The sequence below is a fragment of the Bradyrhizobium sp. OAE829 genome (genome assembly GCF_040546575.1).
Taxonomy (GTDB): domain Bacteria; phylum Pseudomonadota; class Alphaproteobacteria; order Rhizobiales; family Xanthobacteraceae; genus Bradyrhizobium.
In genome coordinates this window covers 1,642,274-1,662,480 of the sequence record NZ_JBEPOE010000001.1, presented here as the reverse complement: position 1 = coordinate 1,662,480, position 20,207 = coordinate 1,642,274, and the positions used below count along the sequence as shown (strand labels likewise).

Here is a 20,207-nt window from a genome sequence, read left to right as displayed (position 1 = left end):
ATGAGTGCGACCGCTGTTGCTCCACCGGCTTTTGGCGATGGCAGGGCAGACTGCATATATTTCCTGATGTATGACAGCTGGCCATGGGAGATGCGCAGTAATCGATGGCATTATGCCTCGCGTTGGGCGCGACACTTGCCGGTTGTGCTGGTGCAGCCGGTCCTGATGAAGGACGACGAGCCATCGGTTTCCCTGCCCGAGCCTCGCATTCCAAATGCACGCATTCTGAAAGTCCGTGCGGCATACCCGCCGATCTGCTCGCTGACGACAGGCATGCTGCAAGCAAAGCAGCTCCACGAAGATATGGCCGCCCACGGTTACTCGCGGCCGATTCTGTGGACCTATAATCCGGATTATCTGTTTGCTTCGGAAATCTTGCCGGCGTCCATGCGTGTTTTTCACGCGACCGAGAACTATTTCTATTTCGAGCGTTTGACCAAAGGCTTCATTGAACGGCTCAAGCGCCTGTTGGCGATCTCGGATCTGGTCATCGGTGTCAGCGAAGGCGTCGTTGCGTCGCATCGTCCTTTCGCGAAGGATGTAGCGACAGCCGTAACCAATGGCTGCGACTTCGCTTTCTACAATACGCGTGAGCGCGATGCGACCGTGGTGCGGCTTGGCGAAGGTTGGGAGAAAACCGCAGTCTATGCCGGAAACATCAACAACAGGCTCGACTTTGAATTGCTCGATGCCGCAGCCGCAGCCAACCCCACTACGAACTTTGTCTTCTTCGGACCGATTTCGGGAATTGCTGACACCCCCGACGCCGAGGGTTGGAAACTGCTCGTCTCTCGCAAGAATGTTAGCTATCAGGGAGCCGTTGACGTCGAACAGCTACCCGGGATCTTTGCGGCCGCCCACGTTGGGCTAATACCCTACAAGAGTGATCCCATTCTGGTAGATAACACCTTTCCCCTGAAAGCATTCGAGATGCAGTCGGCTGGCCTTCCAGTCGTGTCGACTGATCTCAGTGCACTCAGAACCGAAGCGGGGCCGGGGCTTCTCATAGCATCGGGAAGGGATGCGTTCATTGACGGGGTCAGACGGCTTGACCGGCGGGTTCTTGGTGACAACGACCAGCTGATCATGCGGCAGCAGTGCCTGGCACATGATTACGATCGCAAGTTCGACGCTGTGTTTGAACTGGTCACGTCGCACCTGAAGCGGGACCTTGGCATCAGCGCTCCCGGACTGGAACTGCGCGGATTGGCCTCCGCCATGCAGAGCTCGGAAGAGCTGGCGCGTCTATACGCGCCAATCGCGCCCAATGCGCCTCGGCAAGTGAGCATCCACAGCCCGCTAGCCAAGTGGGTGTCCCGGATCGAGGAAGGAATTATTAATGGGGTTCGGTCGAAAGTGCCGCGACCTGTCAAAAGCATCCTGAAAAAGATTTTGAAGGTAAGTCCATGAACTGGTCTGCGATGCAAGACCGAAAGCTGAATATTCTAGTCGTTTATTGGCACAATGCGCCGACGATGCGCATCGCAACGTACGATCATTTGTACTGTTTCGAGCGGCATTTGCCCCAGCATCGCGTCTTTTACCTAAATCTGGAGCACAAAGATCTCCCGGACTATGCGAAGAATATTTCCTTCGACATTATCGTCTTTCATGACCTTTTCTTTTGCGGCAGATGGGGAGGGCCTGCGCTCTTTAACCGGCTTCGTAGCCAGATTGAATTCTTGCGTGATTCGCCGGCAATCAAGATTGCTGTTCCCCAGGACGAATTTATCTCCGCCGATTTGTTGTGCGACTTCATCAATTCCTACGACATCAGAGCGGTTTTCTCAGTTGCTCCCGCAAGCGAATGGCCGAAGATATATCCGCTGGTCGATAGGCAGAGAGTGCAGTTTTATACGGTCCTCACTGGATACCTTGAGCAACAAACCCTGCGGAAGATCGACGCGCTGCAAGCCGGGCGTCATGATGCTCGAGATATCGACATCGGCTATCGGGCGGGCGGAAGAAACTGGCGGCAAGCCTCTTGGCTCGGACGACATGGCGTCCTCAAGATCGAGATAGGAGATCGTGTCGAGGCGCATGCACGAAAGACAGATATTCGAACGGATATTTCGTCCCGGCCGGAAGACGTATTTATGGGCGACGCGTGGTACGAGTTTCTGTTGCGATGCAAGTACACAATTGGCCTTGAGGGCGGCGCAAGCATCCTGGATTGGGATGGCACCATTCGAACTCGCACGCTTGACTACGTGGAGAAACATCCAGCCTCCAGCTTGGAGGAGATTGAATCTCAGTGTTTTCCAGGGATGGATGGGACGTTTGCCCTATTTGCATTGTCGCCTCGACATCTCGAAGCGTGTGCGACGGGCACATGTCAGGTGTTGATTGAGGGAGATTATAATGGCGTATTGGAGCCATGGGTCCATTACCTGCCATTGAAGCGCGACTTCAGCAACCTCGCGGAGATTATGTCACTCGTGAAGCAGGACACTCATAGATCTGAGATCGTTGGGCGTGCCTACCGGGACATCGTGCAATCCGGAAAGTACTCCTACAGTGCGTTTGCGGAGCAGGTATTGTCGGAGACTCTCCAACTGTCTCCTAGGTTTGCTCAAAACGCAGAAATCTTCGGAATAGATGAGATGTATGAGCGTGCGCGGGAGGAGCACAAAGCCGCCAACGCGCGTCTTGGCCAGCCCGTCGGCACGAGTACGGCTCAATGGCTGCGCAGCCTGAATGTGGGCGTTAAGCAGCGCGCTCGACGGCTGATCTCGCGCGCGGCTCCCTGGCTGAACAACGAAATTCGCGGCTAATAGATGATCGCGATCATCAACTACGGCATCGGAAACCTCGGTTCAATCCGGAACATGATTGAACACGTCGGCGGCAATGCCGTGATAACCGACAGCGCGGAGACGTTGCTGGAAGCGACGGCGCTTATTTTGCCGGGCGTCGGAGCCTTTGACGCGTGCGTCGGTGCCTTGCGCGGTTCAGGGTTGCTGAGCGTTGTTGAAAGACGGGTGCATACGGACCGAATCCCGCTTCTGGGAATTTGTGTTGGCTTGCAACTCTTGGCGGATCGCAGTGAAGAGGGGCGTGAGCCTGGTCTCGGTTGGATCAAAGGAGACGTGGAGAGGCTCCGGCCCGATCCTGAAGCGAAGCTCAAAGTCCCTCATCTGGGCTGGCGTTCTATCGATGCCGGTTCGGCTGGTATCTGGACGGAAGTCGGCCATAAGCCACGATTTTACTTCGCGCATTCCTACCATTTTGTGCCGTCGGACAAGGAAGTGATCGTAGGTACTCTCGACTATGGTGGATCGGTTGTTGCGGCGGTTTCTCAAGAAAACATCCTCGCGGTTCAGTTTCATCCCGAGAAGAGTCATAAATTCGGCTTTCAGTTCTTCAGGCAGTACTTGAAAGAGCTGGGAGCTTGGTCGAACGAGGGGTGGGGAAAAGGTTGAAGGAAATCCCGCGCATCATTCCGTGCCTGCTTATTGAGCATGGCCGTCTTGTCAAGACCACCAAATTTACCGATCCCAAGTACGTTGGCGATCCGCTCAACGCGGTCCGGATTTTTAACGAGAAAGAGGTCGACGAACTTATCTTTCTGGATATTTGCGCCTCAAGAGAGCGAAGCGAGATCGACTACGATTTGATCAGTTCGATCGCATCTGAATGCTTCATGCCTTTTGCCTATGGAGGAGGCCTGCATAACCTGGATCAAGTGCGTCGCGTCCTCCGGAACGGCGCTGAGAAAGTCATCTTGAGCACTGCGGCGCTTGAGAATCCCGGGTTGATTTCCTCTGTTGCCGACGAGTTTGGAAGCCAAAGTGTGGTGGTATCGGTCAACATCAAGAGAAAGCTATTCGGAGCTTATTGCGTGTTCGACCCCCGAAACAAAAAAAACTTGAGCCTTGACCCGCTACATTTCGTCAAGCAATGCGTGGAGTACGGCGCGGGCGAGCTATTTTTGAACGACGTCGACCGAGATGGGACACGAGCGGGCTACGATGATGCTTTGATACGCTCGGTCTCGCAGCATGTCGACGTTCCAGTCGTTGCTTGCGGAGGCGCGTCTTCAGTCGAAGACTTAAAGCGCGCCATAGACGTAGGCGCCTCTGCCGTGGCAGCCGGCAGCTTGTTTGTGTTGCACGGAAAGCATCGTGCCGTATTGATTACCTATCCGGAACGCGAGAAGTTGGAGCGGATGTTCTGACGGATTCTGAAGTTCGGTGCCTATCCAGGATACATCCAGGTTGGTGCGAGCTCTGTAGCGGCTGCCGGTGAGTAGAATCGACCTCTATCAAGTTGGACGATGATGAATAGCGACGTGCGGTATCAGGTATGTGTCCGATGCGTAATGGACACCACGGATGAGAATATCGTTTTTGACGAATCCGGGATTTGCAACCATTGCAAATTGATCATGGATCGCAGGGACAACTATTGGCTTCCCGATGAACGCGGAGAGAAAAAGTTAAATGCTCTTATCGCTGAAATGAAGCAGCGAGGACAGGGAAAGGCGTACGACTGCGTTCTGGGCGTCAGCGGCGGGGTCGACAGCTCCTACCTCCTGATGAAGGCTCATGAAGAATGGGGCCTGAGGGTCCTTGCTATCCACGTCGATGCGGGATGGAATAGCGAACTCGCCGTGAGAAACATCGAGTTGATGATCACAAAACTCGGGATTGATCTGCACACGGTTGTGGTCGATTGGGAAGAGATGAAAGATTTGCAGCTCGCGTTCCTGCGGGCAGGCGTGCCCAACCAAGATATACCACAAGATCACGCCTTCCTGGCGGCCCTGTACAAAGAGACCGCGCGCCAGCGGATTCCCTTTGCTTTGACGGGGAGCAATTACGCCACGGAGTCCATTCTGCCGAGCGCCTGGGGCTATAGCGCAGGCGACCTGACCCACATTCGGGCAATTCACCGGCAGTTCGGAAAGCGACCGTTGAGAAAATTCCCCATGATGGGCTTTTGGTACTTCAACTTCTATCTTCCAAAGTTTCTTGGCCTGAAGATCGTGGCGCCGCTTGATCTTATGCCTTTCAGCAAACGGTCTGCGATTGAGTATCTCGAGAAGCGATTTGGCTGGCGTTATTACGGGGGCAAGCACTACGAATCGCGGTTCACAAAATTCTTCCAAGGGTACTATTTGCCGACGCGTTTCGGGTTCGACAAACGGCGCGCTCACCTGGCTAGCCTGGTGGCATCGGGAGAGATGACGAGAGACCAGGCCCTCGCCGAACTTCAGCAGCCATCCTACTTTGCCGAAGATATCGCGAAGGATCGGGCGTTCGTCTTGAAGAAGCTCGAACTATCGGAAACCGAGTTTGGCGAATTGCTGGCGGCGCCGCTCAAAGCGCATCGCGAATACCCGACCAATGAGTGGATGCATAAAATACGCTGGGCCACGAGCTTCAGAGAGCGTTTCAGAATTCTTCGGGATCACCTTGGCTTCTAATGAGTGTTTACCAAGCCAATGCATCCTTCGGGACTCGTTCAGCGCTCGCGGCGGGTCGTCGTCCAGCAGCGCTGGCCCGAGCGTTGCGTTTGCTGAACTCTGCGGCAGTTGCCAAGATTAAGAGTGGCCGAAACGAAGCCTGATCAAGAAACCAGAGATCGGAGGGCGGTTGGCCGCTCAATCACAAGATCATCATAGCAAGTTTGTTACTTTGCAGGAAAAACGTCTTACAGAATCCAAGTCAGAGACCGGCGGACGGCGGTTGTCGATACTCGTCTTGTATTCGCCCCATGCACTCTTTACCTCGACCGTAATGGAGCACATCAGTTCTTTCGGAACGTATTCTCAAAATGATGTGTACTACGCGACCGCTGTCGATGCCGTCGACTGCCTGTACGATATCGAGAGGTTCGATGTCGTTGTGATTCACTACTCGGTACGGCTTTCCTTGGAGCAGCACATTTCGCCGCAGGTGGCTGCTGCGGTTTCCAGCGCTCGTGCACATCGAGTGCTGTTTATCCAGGACGAATACGAGTACACTGAGCGCGCCCGTCGATGGATAGAGACGCTCAACATCGACACGGTGTTTACCTGCATCCCCGATGGTCAATCGGAAAAAATATACCCCTCAAGCCGTTTCAAACGGGTGAGATTTTTGACCAATCTGACCGGATATGTACCCGAACGGCTCGAGAAGATGGGAGGCTACAAGCCGCTTAGCGAGCGTCCGATCCATATTGGGTATCGAGGCCGGCCGTTGCCGTTCAGATTCGGAGATCTGGCCAAAGACAAGTACATGATTGGCTACCGGATGCGTCAGGAGTGCCAAACGAGGGGCATACCGCACGACATCGAAGTCGAGGAAGACAAGCGCATCTATGGCGATGCCTGGTACGATTTTCTTTCGAACTGCAGGGCGGTTCTAGGCAGCGAAAGCGGATCGAACGTATTCGACGATGACGGAAGTATCGGGCGTCAAGTCCAGGCCGCACTTGCAGAAAATCCGTGGCTCACATACGAGCAGATACGAGAACGCTATTTGGCTTCGCATGAAAGCGAGGTTCGGATGAACCAGATATCGCCTCGTGTCTTCGAGGCGGCCGCGACGAAATCGGCGCTGATATTGTTCGAAGGAGAGTACAGTGGATTGCTTCAACCCGACGTCCACTATTTGCCTCTGAAGAAGGATTTTTCGAATCTGGAATCCGTCATCGAGCGGCTTTCAAGGCTCGATCAATTGGAAGGAATGGTTGATCGTACCTACCGCGATATTATTTCGTCTGGTCGCTGGTCCTATAAAGCCTTTGTTGCAGGTTTTGACGAGCATCTGGATTCCGTCTTGCCCGTAGCGGGAAGAAGACAGACCGAGATGTCTTCTAGCCCGGATTATGATGGTTGCTACTTTGGGGGGCTGACGAACCGGCCTATTTCGAGCGATGGCCTGCGTGATGCCCCGCAACGCGTGCGATCTCGATTTGTTAAGGATCTTGCTACGACAAAGTCACCTTGGGGTGTTTCGCTGCCGATGTTCAGGAGCGGCTCGCTTGCGCGCAGAGTCTACCGTCGATTGCCAGGTTGGGCGCGTCCTGCCGCAGATATGGCTCTACGAAGGCTGCGTGACTTTGCCAGCCGCCCGCCGCGCTCCCGAGGCTAGCGGTTTGAATAGCCAGGTGCCTCCGGCAGTTCGTCAGCCGGCCTGATTGCACATCCGTTTTGCTGCAATGTGACGAGTGAATACCTGGCTCGCTCCTTCCTCTCTCTTTTTTGCATGACATCGTAATGGTCAACACAACTCCCAAGCGAATCCTCGTGGCTTATTCAAGCTCGTCGACCTACGTGTCGACCACGATGGAGTATCTGCTGTCTTTGAAGAAGTTTACGAAGTTCGACGTCGATTATGTTCACGTGACGGGTGGCGCACAGGTGAACTTCGACCTGAACGAATATGACGTCATCTTCCACAGCTATTGTTGTCGGCTGATCTTGGACGACTATGTGAGTGATAGCTACAAACAGGCGCTGCTGAATTTCCGAGGTCTGAAGATCATATCGGTGCAGGACGACTATGACCGTACGGCCCGGCTCCATCAGGAATTGAGGCGGCTCGGCTTTCATGTCCTGGTTACGCCTGTGCCTTGCGATTTCTGGCATCTCGCTTATCCAGCATCTGAGCTTCCTGGGCTCAGAATTGTGAATGCTCTGACCGGCTATCTGCCGGAAGGTTTCCTGGACCGCCGCCCCTCGATTGTGCCGCTCGATGAGCGCCGGGTCTCCGTTGCTTATCGCGGCCGCAACCTCGGGCCGAAGTACGGACGGCTCGGTTTCGATAAATACGAGATCGGCCGTCGTATGGCGGAGCTTTGCAGCGCGCGCAATATTCCGCACGATATTGCGATGGATGATGCAAGCCGGATCTATGGAACGGCGTGGTTTGAATTCCTCGGGGTCAGCCGCACGATGCTGGGATGTGAGAGCGGATCGAATTTGTTCGATTTCGACGGGGAGTTCGAGAAAACGATTGAGCAATTTGAGGCAGCGCAGCGCCGCAAGGCGACATATCAGGAGTTCGAGGACGTGACACGTCCCATCGAGGCATCGTTTGACATGGGCCAGATATCTCCCCGCGCTTTCGAGACTGCCATGATGATGACTCCAATGATTCTGTTCCGAGGAAATTATTCCGGCGCGATGGAGGCTGATGCCCACTATTTGCCACTCGAAAAGGATTTTTCGAACGTCGACGAGGTGCTCGCAAAAGTTGGCGATACTGAATACCTGGCCGCCATGGCCGATCGCGCCTATAGGCACTTGATAAGGCCGGAGAAATACGGTTATCAGGCATTCGGCCGTATGATTGAAGAAACCATCGAGGAAGAGTTTCCGAAGCGCGTTGATCCGCGGTGGATTGAATTCCGGGCCAAGACGCATCGACTTAATTCGAGCGCGAAAGCCGTGCAAGGAACATTGGTGCAGGAGACGGCGACCGAACTGCCGTTGGATGCCGTAACGCTGTTCAGGAACTCAACCCAAGGGACGACAGAGTTTCAGCATAATATGCCGGCCCAAGGGGGAGCAGACCTTCAGCACAAGACCGCTGTGCCGAGACCGGAAAGGCTTGCCAAGCACTATCCTTTTGCCTTTTGGGCTTACAAGCGGCTCCCTATGCCTCTTCGAAAGCGAGTGCGGCGCCATCTGGGCATCTAGTATGGGCCGGAAGGGTCGCCGGAAGCGACGCTTTGCTCTACTTGTGAAGTTGCAGAAAGTGCCTGAGAGATTGTTTCATCGATATGATAGATCGGGAAATATTCGTGGCGAATTCCTGCTGATGTTGCTGGTTGGCGGATTCAAGTCGCGGGCGATGATTTTGTCGGCGGCCCCGAATATCTCCGTGCGCGCAAGGCGCATCGCCTCGTGAGGCGAGAGATACTGCTTCTCTGCGACTATCGCGAGGACGGTGCTGCGACCGTGCGTCAACACATCGACTCTCTGATTGAGTGCTCCCGCCACAGGATCAGAATGATCTCGATCTTTGGCGATCTGCCGCCGCGGCTCGATCTAGATCATTTCGACGCAGTGATCGTTCACTACTCTCTGATCGCCTGCAACGACAGTTACGTGAGCTCGCGCACGCGCAAAGCCCTCGCGAACTTTCGCGGATTAAAGGCAATCTTTATCCAGGACGAGTATCGTTTCGTTGACGCGACGATTGCGGCAATGCGGGAAATTGGGATCGACGTCCTCTTTACGTGCGTTCCCGAACAGGAGATCGAGAAAGTCTACCCGGCCGGCCGGCTTCCTGCGGTGACCAAGGTAAACGTGCTCACGGGCTACGTCCCGGAGCACCTGCTTGAGCTTGACGTCGAGCCCTATGAAAAGCGCCGGATCGATGTCGGATACCGAGCCAGAAAGGTACCGGCATGGCTCGGCGAACTCGGCCAAGAAAAGTATGAGATTGGTCGAGCATTCCGCGAGCAGGCAGCGAACGATGGGCTCACACTCGACATCTCGTTCCGGGAAGAGGACCGCCTCTACGGTGAGAATTGGACGGAGTTTGTGCGATCCTGCAAGGCAATGTTGGGCGTGGAGAGCGGGGCTTCCGTCTTTGACTTCACCGGCGAAATCCAGCAGGCGGTCGACGCGTACGAGCGTCGGAATCCGGGTGCGCAATTTAGGACCCTGAAGGAACTTTATTTTGCGGATGTAGACGGCAATATCTCCCTCAACCAGATATCGCCTCGATGCTTTGAGGCTGCGGCCTTGAGGACACTGCTCGTGATGTACGAAGGTGAGTATTCCGGCCGAATGCAGGCTTGGCGGCACTACGTGCCTTTGATGAAGGACCACTCGAATCACGCTGAGGTGGTCGCTGTTCTCAAGGATCCAGCGCGCGCCCGCGAAATTATCGAGCGAGCTTATCGAGAAGTGGCTTGCAATCCTGATAACACATTTCGTGCTTTTGTTGCAAAGTTTGATGAGGTCATTTCAGCCCGTTTCCGAGCGGACCAGAGCGCAAGCTTGCCGTACTTCTGCGATCGCGATTTCGAGATTGCGGCTGCCCCGGGGTGGGGCGCACGCCGCCGCTGGATCAAGCGAAGCATCATAGAGCGCTGCTATCGCTTGCTATTCTCAACCGTGTTGGGCCGTGCTAGACCGGAGACGCGCGAACTGGTCCACGCGTGGCTGAAGACCCTGTTGCACCCATTGCGGTCGGTGCTGGCCCACCTGAAATCCTGAAGCCTGAACTGATCAACAATTACATAGGCAAGACGTTAGTATGTGCGGCATAGCCGGTTTCGTATCGCTGCAAAATGCTCCCTTCGCCGAGGGCGCGTCCGCGCTTGGCGCGATGTCGACGTTGATATCGCATCGTGGCCCGGACGGCGATGGCGAATGGATGTCCTCGGATAGACGCGTCGGCCTCGTGCATCGTCGTCTGGCGATCATTGATCTGACGGCTAGCGGTGCGCAGCCGATGCGGGCGCCGAATGGCACGATCATCACCTACAATGGCGAAATCTATAACTATATCGAACTGCGCAATGAGCTCGCCGCTCACTGGACTTTCCGTTCGACCTCCGACACGGAGGTCATCCTTGCGGCTTATGATCGATGGGGGGAGGATTGTGTTTCCCGCCTGCGTGGAATGTTCGCCTTTGCGATTTGGGACGAGCGCAACCAAAAGTTGTTTGCCGCGCGTGATCGATTCGGAATCAAGCCGTTCTATTACACCGAACAGGGCAATCGAATCTTCTTTGCTTCGGAAGCCAAGGCATTGCTGCCCTTTCTGAGCGATATCAAAACCGATTCGTCTGCGCTCGCGGAATACCTCACCTTCCAATACACGATTGGCGCCCGAACTCTGTTCGAAGGCGTTAGCGCTCTCTTGCCGGGGCACACCTTCGTCGTTTCCGCCGGTGCTATTACTATCCGGCGATACTGGGACGTTCAGTACGACGTCGATTTCAACCATAGCCCGCGCTACTTTGAGAGCCGTTTTGAAGAGCTGGTCGCGGATTCGCTCAACATCCATCTCCGCTCGGACGTGCCGATTGGAGGCTATGTGTCGGGCGGTCTCGATTCCAGTCTGGTGGCCTTGCTGGCCTCCAAGCACGACCATCGCAACCGGCTGGCCTTCCATGGTCGCTTCACGGAGTATCCGGGCTATGACGAGAGCCGCTACGCGCGCGAGGTCGCCGAGCGCGCGGACATGGCGCTCCACATCAGCGACATCACGGCAGAGGATTTCCGTCGTTCGCTGAACGACGTCATTTATCATCTCGATTTCCCGGTTGCCGGTCCCGGCTCATTCCCGCAATATATGGTCTCGGCGCTCGCCGCTAAGCACGTCAAGGTTGTATTGGGCGGGCAGGGCGGCGACGAGCTGCTCGGCGGTTACGCGCGGTACCTCGTTGCCTATTTCGAACAGTGCATCAAGGCGGCGATGGACGGCACCTATCAAAAGGGCAATTACGTCGTCACCATCGAATCCATCGTCCCCAATCTCGGCTTGCTGCGCGAGTACAAGCCGATGATCAAGGAGTTCTGGCGCGACGGGTTGTTTGACGACATCGACAAGCGTTACTTCAGGCTGGTCGATCGCTCCACCGACATGGTCGGCGAAGTTGACTGGTCGTCGCTCGATAAATCTCGCGTCTTCGAGGCATTCCGCGACATCTTCAACAACCAGGACAATGTGAAGAAGGAAGCCTACTTCGACAAGATGACGCATTTCGACTTCAAGTGCCTGTTGCCGGCGCTGCTGCAGGTCGAGGACCGGATGAGCATGGCGCATGGTCTTGAGAGCCGGGTGCCACTGCTCGACCATCCGCTTGTCGAGTTCCTGGCGACGGTGCCGGCGGACGTCAAATTCAAGGGCGGTCAGATGAAGCAGCTGATGAAGACCGCCTATCGCGACGTGCTGCCGACGAGCATCGTCGAGCGCCGCGACAAGATGGGCTTTCCGGTTCCACTGAAGGAATGGTTCAAAGGGCCGCTCGAGGGCTTTGTCGCCGATGTTTTCGATCAGCAGCGCGCTCGCAAGCGGGCCTACTTCAACACCGATGTCGTGCTGGCGAACTTCCAGGGTGCCTCGCAGTTCTCACGAAAGACATGGGGGCTCCTGTCGCTCGAATTGTGGCATCAGCGCTTCCATGATCGGGCGAATGAGTTTAAGGCAATGCTCAAACCCGGGCAGCAGGCTGCCCGCGCTACGTTGAGGGATACAGTTCAATGAAGGTCTTTGTTACCGGCGGAGCCGGCCAGGTCGGATCGACCGTGATTGATATGCTGCTTGCGCGCGGCGACCAGGTGCTCGCCATCGACAATTTTTCGACGGGGCGGCGCGACAACCTCACAGAGCACGCGAATCTGCGACTGATCGAGGATACGATTGTCGATGGATCGGTCGTTGACAAACTGTTTGCCGAGTTCAAGCCGCAAGTGGTGATCCATACGGCGGCATCCTACAAGGACCCCGACGATTGGGGCACCGATGCGCTGGTTAACGCCGCCGGTACGGCCAATATCGCGAAGGCGAGCAAAGCCCATGGCGTCTCGCGACTGGTCTACTTCCAGACCGCACTTTGTTACGGCACCAAGCCGACGCAGTCGCCGATCACGCTTGACCATCCGATCAACCCGGTGAACTCGAGCTACGCGATTTCGAAGACCGCTGGCGAGCATTATGTCCAGTTCTCGGGCGTCGATTGGGTGACGTTCCGCCTGGCGAACGTCATCGGTGAGCGCAACGTGTCGGGGCCGCTGCCGATCTTTTTCGAGCGCCTGTCTGGCGGCAAGAAATGCTTTGTCACACCGGCGCGCCGCGACTTCTGTTATGCGCCGGATCTCGCCCGCGTTGTGGTGCGTGCGGCCGACGGCACCGGCCACGGCACCTACCACTTTTCGTCGGGCAAGGACGTCGCGATCCGCGAGCTCTATGATGCCGTCGTCGCTGCGATGAAGCTCAACGACTATCCGGAACCGGAAGTGAAGCCGCTCGGCCCGGATGACGCCGCCTCCATCCTGCTCGATCCGTCGCGGACCTTCGCCGACTTCGGCGAGGTCGAATTCACGCCGCTGTTGAAGATCGCCGAAGCCGCGGTGGAGCGCTGGAAGCGCGAGGGCGTGCAGGGCGGCTACACCCATCTCAAGGTTGCTCGCTCCTGAACTCAGGTACACCCATGCGTATCCTCATCACAGGCGGTGCCGGTTGCCTGGGCTCGAACCTGATCGAGCATTGGCTGCCGCAAGGGCACGACATCCTCGTGCTCGACAATTTCGCAACCGGCAAGCGCGAGGTCGTGCCTGCGCTGCCACGCCTGTCGCTGGTCGAAGGCTCGGTTGCAGATCGTGTGACGGTGGACCGGGCGTTCGATTCGTTCAAGCCGAGCCATGTCGTCCATTCGGCGGCCGCCTATAAGGACCCGATGGACTGGGGGGAAGATGCCGCGACCAATGTCGCAGGCACGATCAACGTTGCCCATGCGGCCCGCAGGCACGGCGTCTCGCGGTTGCTGAACTTCCAGACCGTGCTCTGCTACGGCCGCCCGGAGGCTGTGCCGATCCCGGTCGACCATCCGCTGCGGCCGTTCACGAGTTACGGCATCTCGAAGGTTGCCGGCGAGCAGTATCTTGCAATGAGCGGGCTGCCGTTTGCCTCGCTCCGGCTTGCCAACGTCACCGGCCCACGGCTGGCGATCGGCCCGATCCCGACATTCTACAAGCGCCTGAAGGCGGGGCAGGGCTGTTTCTGTACCGATGCGCAGCGCGACTTCCTCGATATGTCGGACTTTCTCGCCGCGGTCGATCTCGTCATGAAGACCGATGCGCCAACTGGAATCTTCAACGTGTCGAGCGGCGAGGGGCATTCGATCCGCGACGTCTATGACGCCGTCCGCAGTCACCTCAAGCTGCCACCCGATCCAAACGTCAAGGTCGTGCCGGTCGGCGACGACGATGTGCCCGCCGTCGTTCCGGATCCGTCGCGGACCAAGGCGGTGTTGGGCTGGAGCGCGCAGATGGCGTTCCCGGAGACCATGCGTCGCATGCTGTCATGGTACGATGCCCATGGCGTGACCGACATCTACAGTCACCTGGCCGCGGCGCGCTGACGGTTCGAGCAATCGGGATGCCTGAAGGAAGTACCGTCGAGATCGAACGCGTCAAGGCGTTCTGGGAGCAAAATCCCGTCGCGGCGTCGGCGATACCCGCCGAGCTCGGCACCGCCGCGTATTTCCGTGGCTTCGACGCGTTGCGAGAGGCCGACAATTGCGAGCCCTATGCGCTGTCGGAGGCCATTCACGGCTACTCATCCGCGGGCGGCCTGCGGGTTCTCGATATCGGATGCGGCAACGGATACGTGCTCTATCAGTATGCGCGCCACGGCGCCTCCGTCGCCGGTGTCGACCTGACAAAGACGGCGGTCGAACTCAGTCGCAAGCGATTTGAGCTCGGCGGCTTGAAGGGCGAATTCCTGCAAGTCGATGGCAACAAGCTTCCATTCCCGGACGGTCAGTTCGATATCGTCTGCTCCATGGGTGTACTGCACCACGTTTCGGATCCACGTCCGATGGTCGAGGAGATTTTCCGGGTCCTGCGGCCGGGTGGCCGACTGATCGTGATGCTTTATTACCGCTACAGCTGGAAGAACCTGGTGTTGCTGCGATTGCGGCGCCTGTTTGACCCGCACTATCGCGGCAAGACCCAGCAGGAAGCGCTGAATATGAATGACGGCGATGCGTGCCCGCTTGCACTCGTCTACAGCCGCCGCGAGGCGGCCGCGCTGTTCTCGCGATTTTCGCAGCTCGAGTTCATGCTTACGCAGTTGAGCTGGCGCCAACTTTTCATTCTGCCTCCGCTCGTCAAGCTCGTCGAACGCGTTCTGCCGCCTTCAAGTACATGCTGGCCGTCGCGGGTCTTGGGCTGGAATTTGAACATCAAGGCGGTCAAACCGCCGACGACACAAGGAGTGCTTTGATGAGCAGTCAGACGTTCTCTGGCGCAAATGTTCTGGTCGTCGGAGGAGCCGGATTTGTCGGCTCGAACCTTGTGCGCCTGATCCGTGAGCAGAAGCCCGCACGGATCACCATCGTCGACAACCTGTTATCGGCCGACATCTCGAATGTACCGGAAGGCGATGACATCGACTTTCGCCTCGGATCGGTTGCTGATGATGCGATCCTGCAGAAACTCCCGGGCGATCTCGATTTCGTCTTTCATCTCGCGTGTTATCACGGCAATCAGTCCTCGATCGCCGATCCGCTGGCTGATCACGCCAACAACACGCTGACGACGCTGAAGCTGTTCGAGCGGTTGAAGGACATGTCCTCATTGCGCAAGGTGGTTTACGCCGCGGCGGGTTGCGCGGTTGCCGAGAAAACCTTCGATGGCGCGACGGCGACGACCGAGGACGCGCCAGTGTCCCTGTTCCACGACAGTCCGTACTCGATCTCGAAGCTGGTCGGCGAGATGTACGGCAACTACTATTTCACGCGTCACAAGCTGCCGTTCGTGAAGGCGCGGTTCCAGAATGTCTATGGACCCGGCGAAATTCTGGGCGCAGGTCGTTGGCGCGGCACAGTACATACCGTATGGCGCAACGTGACGCCGACTTTCATCTGGAAGGCCCTGCATGGCGAGGCGCTGCCGGTCGAAAACGGCGGCATTGCGTCGCGTGACTTCATCTTTGTTGAAGACATGGCGCGAGGGCTGATGGCCTGCGCGCTCAGGGGGGAGCCCGGCGAGATCTACAATCTGGCATCCGGGGCGGAGACGACGATCCGGGAGCTGGCCGAGCGCATCAACGCCCTGACCGGAAATCCGACGCCCATTGCTCTTGCGCCGGCGCGCGACTGGGATCGCTCCGGGCAGCGGTTCGGCGATCCGTCCAAGGCGGCAAAGCAACTCGGCTTCAAAGCCGATGTCGCCCACGAGGAGGGGCTTGCGACAACGATCGCGTGGACCAAGGCGCGCAAGGAAAAGATCCTCCGCTGCATGAAGCAGCACGAGCGTTTCATTCCACAAGTGAAGGCCTACACTTGACAATCAAAGCACTCACGATCGTCGGCGCCCGTCCGCAGTTCATCAAGGCGGCTGCCGTCAGCCGCGCCATCCGGGGGACCGACGGCATCGACGAGGTGATGGTCCACACTGGCCAGCACTTCGATACGGACATGTCGGATGTCTTCTTTGAGGAACTCGACATTCCCGCACCACGGCACCGCTTGAACATCAATGGCGGCGGGCATGGTGAGATGACCGGCCGCATGCTGGCGGCGATCGAGCCTGTGCTGATCGAGGAGAAGCCGGATTGGGTCGTGGTTTACGGCGACACCAACTCGACGCTCGCCGGTGCACTCGCGGCGGCCAAGCTTCATATCCCGATCGCACATGTCGAGGCGGGCCTGCGATCCTTCAATCGGCGGATGCCCGAGGAGGTCAATCGGGTGCTGACCGATCACCTCGCCGCGCTGCAACTTTGTCCGACCAGCGCCGCGGTAGAGAACCTCGCCAACGAAGGAATCCGGCAAGGCGTGCACCGGATCGGCGACGTGATGTTTGACGCGACTTTGTTCGCGACCGCGCGCGCAGAAGCCGGTTCGAAAATCCTGTCTGAGCTCGACCTGACGCCGAAGAATTACAGCGTCGCGACAGTGCATCGTGCCGAAAACACCAACGAGCCCGCCAATCTTCGCGAGGTCGTTGGTTTCCTGCAGCAACAGGCAAAGCGTTATCCGGTCGTCCTGCCGATCCATCCGCGAACGCGCCAGACCGCGCTGCGCATGGGTATCGATTTCGACGGTCTCAAGGTGATTGGTCCCGTCGGCTATCTCGACATGGCAAAGCTGCTGCATGGCGCCTGCGAAGTCTTCACCGACTCCGGCGGTCTGCAGAAGGAGGCCTATTTTCATCGAGTTCCCTGCACGACGTTGCGGGACGAGACCGAGTGGATCGAGACCATCGCGCACGGCTGGAACCGCCTCTGGAAAGGCGCGGATTTTGGCGAGCGCAGTGCGATCGACGAGTATGGCGACGGACGCGCCGCGTTCCGCATTGCTGAACTGCTTAAGAGCTAGGCGTCGTGGTCCTTCGGGATAGCCGCATGCGCGTGCTGGTCGGGTACGCGCAATACACTGACAGGCTGTCTTACTATGATGATTGGCTTGACGCATTCATCCAGGCGCCGCAGTTCGATGTCCTGGGTGTCAACGTCGCGGATCCCGCAGCAGGGGATAAACTGCAACGGCAGTTGCGGGAGGTCGACGCAGTGGTCCTGCTGCATTCGACCAATGGCGATACCACCGGCTATATCGAGCCGCACATCGAGGCGTTGGCGGGCCGCGCCGTCCCGCTGCTGACATTCGTTGGCAATGAGGTCAGCCTCCCGGGCTCGCGGATCGCTGACAAAAGGCAGCTGTTCGCCGCGCTCAAGCCGGAATTCGTTGCCACTCAGCTTCTGATTGAGTCCGGGCGGTTCCTGTTTAGCGATGTCGCGACCCGGGACGTGGTGGCAATCCCGCATGCGCTCAATCCATCCGTGTTCCGGCCGGGCAGGGCGGCCGGTGCGAGACGGCTTGATATCGGAGCGCGGGCGGTGCGTTACCTTCCTCACCTCGGCGACGACGATCGCAACCGGTTGATGCAGTGGTTTGCGACAAACGGAGCGGCGCGCGGCCTGCAGGTGGACATCTCGGACCAACGGCTCAACCGCGAGGGGTGGGCCGGCCATCTGAATGATTGCAGGGGAACCGTCTCAACCGAAGCCGGAACCTGGTTCCTCGAACGGGACGACGCGACCGTCAATGCGATCCGCGACTATGTGCTCTCGACGCGAAAGGGATTTGTGCTTCGCAATGATTCGGCGCTACGGAATCTGGGCCACAAGATGCCGTGGTGGCTCAAATCGATCGCGCGCCGTGTGATGCGACGAGGTCCTGTGCGCCATGAAGCTCTTGTCAATGAGCAACTGGACTACACCGATATCTTCGAACGCTTCTTCGCCGACCGGGCGCGGCCGCTCCATCATGGCAAATGCATCAGCTCGCGGCATTTCGACGCCGCCGGCACCAAGACCTGCCAGATCATGTTTCGCGGCCGTTTCAATGACATCCTCAAGGAGGACGAGCACTATCTCGCGCTCGATCCGGATTTTTCAAACATCGATGCCGTGCTCGCTGCCTTCAACGACCCATCCAGGCGGCAGGGCATCGCCGACGCAGCGTTCGAGCTGGTGAGCACGCAACACACCTATCGGCAGCGGGTGCAGCAGGTCTATGACCTGCTTGCAGAGGCGGCCTAGGCGCATCATCGGCATGTGCGGGATTTCCGGCATTCTCAGGCGCAACGGCGCCAGCCAGGGCGGCCTCGGCGATTGCATCGCGCGGATGACGGCTGCGCTCGCGCACCGCGGGCCCGATGCGGGTAGCCGGTGGATCGACGATGCGGCCGGTATTGGTTTCGGTCATCGCCGGCTCTCGGTGCTGGACCTGAGCGCCGCCGGCGCCCAGCCAATGCAGAGCGATTGCGGTCGCCTGACCGTCACGTTCAACGGGGAAATCTACAATCATCTCGGTATCCGGGCCGAGCTGGAGAAGAGCGGAGCCGCGCCGAACTGGCGTGGGCATTCGGACACCGAAACGGTGCTGTACGCCATCCTCCATTGGGGCATCGCCGACGCGCTGCGCCGCTTCAACGGCATGTTTGCCTTTGCGCTGTGGGATGCCCGCGATCGGACGCTGACGCTCTGCCGTGACCGGTTTGGCGAAAAGCCTCTCTTCTACGGCTGGATCGGTTCCGATCTGGTGTTTGCGTCCGAATTGAAGGCCTTTGCTGCGCATCCAGGCTGGAGGCCGTCGGTCGACAAGGCCGCCTTGACCGCCTTCATGCGCTATTCCTACGTGCCGGCGCCATGGACGATCTGGGAGGGCTTTCGAAAGCTCAATCCTGGTTCGTGCATCACCTTCACGCCTGTGGCTGCGGCCGGCGATCTGCCGCGGCCGGAGCCATATTGGTCAATGCGGGCCTGCATGGCCGCAGGACGACAGGCGCGCTACGCCGACGCGGGAGAGGCCGTAGCCGAACTGGAGCGCCTGCTGTCGCAAGCGGTCATGCGGCAATTGCTGTCGGATGTTCCGGTCGGAGCATTTCTTTCCGGCGGAATCGATTCCTCGACGGTGGTGGCGCTGTTGCAGAAGCAATCGACTCGTCCGGTCAAGACTTTCTCGATTGGGTTCGCCGAGGCCTCATTCAATGAGGCGGCACATGCGAGCCGCATCGCCCGTCATCTCGGGACCGATCATACGGAGCTGACCGTCAGCCCTGCCGACGCGATCGGCATAGTCCCGAAACTGGCCGCCATGTATGATGAGCCCTTTGCGGATTCGTCGCAGATCCCAACGCATTTGGTGGCCGCGCTCGCTAGGAGAAGCGTGACGGTTGCACTGTCCGGCGATGGTGGCGACGAGCTGTTCGGCGGGTATAACCGCCATGTTTGGGCCGCCCGATTGCATGCCGGCTTTTCCTCGCTGCCTTCGGCGGCCAGGAGAGCAATGAAGGGTGCTATCGGTCTTGTCGCACCGGAGCCGGCCAACACGATCGGAAATCTCGTGGGCAAGATCGCGCCCGACCGCTACCGCACGCTTCGCGTGGGCGATCTCATGGCCAAGGTCGGAAGCATTGCGGGAGCGGCGACCCCGGATGACATGTATCGCTTGCTGTGTTCCGTGGAAGACCGTCCCGACAGCGTAGTTGTCGACGGGACGGAGCGCGCAAGCTGGTTTGCCGAGGAGATGAATGAAGTCTCCGAGCCAATCGACGCACTCGACCGGATGACGCTGGCGGACGCGCTCAGCTATCTGAGTGACGATGTCTTGCAGAAGGTTGACCGGGCGGCCATGGCGGTCAGCCTCGAAACCCGCGTGCCGTTTCTTGATAGAGACGTCGCGGAATTCAGTTGCCGGGTGCCACCGTCAATGAAGGTCCGTGACGGTCAGGGCAAATGGCTCGTTCGCCAGCTGCTGGATCGCCATGTGCCCCGAGAGCTGATCGATCGGCCAAAGACGGGCTTTTCCATCCCGCTCGATCAGTGGCTTCGTGGTCCGCTGAGGGAGTGGGCATCCGATCTGCTGGCAACCGAGAACCTCGGCCAGCGGGGCTGGTTCAATGCCAGGCGCGTCGGCGACGTCTGGGCTGACCATCTAAAAGGCCGGCGCAATCACGGGTCTTGGCTGTGGAATGTGCTAATGGCACAGTCATGGGCTGGCGCATGGTGCCGCTAACGCGC

At 58.1% G+C, this 20,207-nt stretch carries 16 protein-coding genes; all 16 read left to right on the top strand.

Going from position 1 to position 20,207, the window contains the following annotated elements; translation table 11 throughout:
* The 16 genes from ABIE49_RS08185 to asnB (ABIE49_RS08110) all read left to right on the top strand — a co-directional run bounded on the left by ABIE49_RS08185 (position 1) and on the right by asnB (ABIE49_RS08110) (position 20,202).
* A complete protein-coding gene (locus ABIE49_RS08185) occupies positions 1–1,410 on the top strand; it encodes a glycosyltransferase (protein ID WP_192737810.1) in 1,410 nt (469 codons plus the stop codon).
* The gene (locus tag ABIE49_RS08180; protein WP_192737809.1) at positions 1,407–2,774 is read left to right on the top strand and encodes a hypothetical protein; all 1,368 of its coding nucleotides are present in this window, start codon (positions 1,407–1,409) and stop codon (positions 2,772–2,774) included. The genes ABIE49_RS08185 and ABIE49_RS08180 overlap by 4 nt, the downstream gene beginning before the upstream one ends.
* A 3-nt stretch (positions 2,775–2,777) precedes the next feature.
* Positions 2,778–3,422, top strand: a complete 645-nt coding sequence (hisH, locus tag ABIE49_RS08175; protein WP_192737808.1) for an imidazole glycerol phosphate synthase subunit HisH — start codon at positions 2,778–2,780, stop codon at positions 3,420–3,422.
* Entirely contained in the window at positions 3,419–4,177 is a 759-nt protein-coding gene (locus ABIE49_RS08170) for an AglZ/HisF2 family acetamidino modification protein (protein WP_192737807.1), read from the top strand. Before hisH ends, ABIE49_RS08170 begins: the two co-directional genes overlap by 4 nt.
* A 99-nt stretch (positions 4,178–4,276) precedes the next feature.
* Entirely contained in the window at positions 4,277–5,428 is a 1,152-nt protein-coding gene (locus ABIE49_RS08165) for an N-acetyl sugar amidotransferase (RefSeq protein ID WP_354066666.1), read from the top strand.
* A gap of 169 nt (positions 5,429–5,597) precedes the next feature.
* A complete protein-coding gene (locus ABIE49_RS08160; RefSeq protein WP_192737806.1) occupies positions 5,598–7,082 on the top strand; it encodes a hypothetical protein in 1,485 nt (494 codons plus the stop codon).
* 125 nt (positions 7,083–7,207) lie between these two features.
* Positions 7,208–8,632 (top strand): hypothetical protein, encoded by a 1,425-nt coding sequence (locus ABIE49_RS08155; RefSeq protein ID WP_192737805.1) that lies wholly within the window; start codon positions 7,208–7,210, stop codon positions 8,630–8,632.
* Between the two features lie 312 nt (positions 8,633–8,944).
* Positions 8,945–10,162: a hypothetical protein gene (locus ABIE49_RS08150; RefSeq protein WP_192737804.1), complete on the top strand. Its 1,218-nt coding sequence runs from the start codon at positions 8,945–8,947 to the stop codon at positions 10,160–10,162.
* Positions 10,163–10,202: 40 nt separating this feature from the next.
* The gene (gene asnB / locus ABIE49_RS08145; RefSeq protein ID WP_192737803.1) at positions 10,203–12,161 is read left to right on the top strand and encodes an asparagine synthase (glutamine-hydrolyzing); all 1,959 of its coding nucleotides are present in this window, start codon (positions 10,203–10,205) and stop codon (positions 12,159–12,161) included.
* On the top strand, positions 12,158–13,093 hold the full coding sequence (locus ABIE49_RS08140) for an NAD-dependent epimerase/dehydratase family protein (RefSeq protein ID WP_192737802.1): 936 nt from the start codon (positions 12,158–12,160) through the stop codon (positions 13,091–13,093). The genes asnB (ABIE49_RS08145) and ABIE49_RS08140 overlap by 4 nt, the downstream gene beginning before the upstream one ends.
* 14 nt (positions 13,094–13,107) lie before the next feature.
* Positions 13,108–14,037 carry an NAD-dependent epimerase/dehydratase family protein gene (locus tag ABIE49_RS08135; RefSeq protein ID WP_192737801.1) on the top strand — a complete coding sequence of 310 codons (930 nt, stop codon included), beginning with the start codon at positions 13,108–13,110 and terminating at the stop codon, positions 14,035–14,037.
* Between the two features lie 17 nt (positions 14,038–14,054).
* Positions 14,055–14,903, top strand: a complete 849-nt coding sequence (locus ABIE49_RS08130) for a class I SAM-dependent methyltransferase (RefSeq protein ID WP_192737800.1) — start codon at positions 14,055–14,057, stop codon at positions 14,901–14,903.
* Complete coding sequence (locus ABIE49_RS08125; protein ID WP_192737799.1) at positions 14,903–15,967, top strand: NAD-dependent epimerase/dehydratase family protein; 1,065 nt, start codon at positions 14,903–14,905, stop codon at positions 15,965–15,967. The genes ABIE49_RS08130 and ABIE49_RS08125 overlap by 1 nt, the downstream gene beginning before the upstream one ends.
* Positions 15,964–17,001, top strand: a complete 1,038-nt coding sequence (wecB, locus tag ABIE49_RS08120; protein WP_192737798.1) for a non-hydrolyzing UDP-N-acetylglucosamine 2-epimerase — start codon at positions 15,964–15,966, stop codon at positions 16,999–17,001. Before ABIE49_RS08125 ends, wecB begins: the two co-directional genes overlap by 4 nt.
* 26 nt (positions 17,002–17,027) lie before the next feature.
* A complete protein-coding gene (locus ABIE49_RS08115) occupies positions 17,028–18,224 on the top strand; it encodes a glycosyltransferase family protein (RefSeq protein ID WP_192737797.1) in 1,197 nt (398 codons plus the stop codon).
* 13 nt (positions 18,225–18,237) lie between these two features.
* Positions 18,238–20,202 carry an asparagine synthase (glutamine-hydrolyzing) gene (gene asnB / locus ABIE49_RS08110; RefSeq protein ID WP_192737796.1) on the top strand — a complete coding sequence of 655 codons (1,965 nt, stop codon included), beginning with the start codon at positions 18,238–18,240 and terminating at the stop codon, positions 20,200–20,202.
* Positions 20,203–20,207 lie beyond the last annotated feature (5 nt).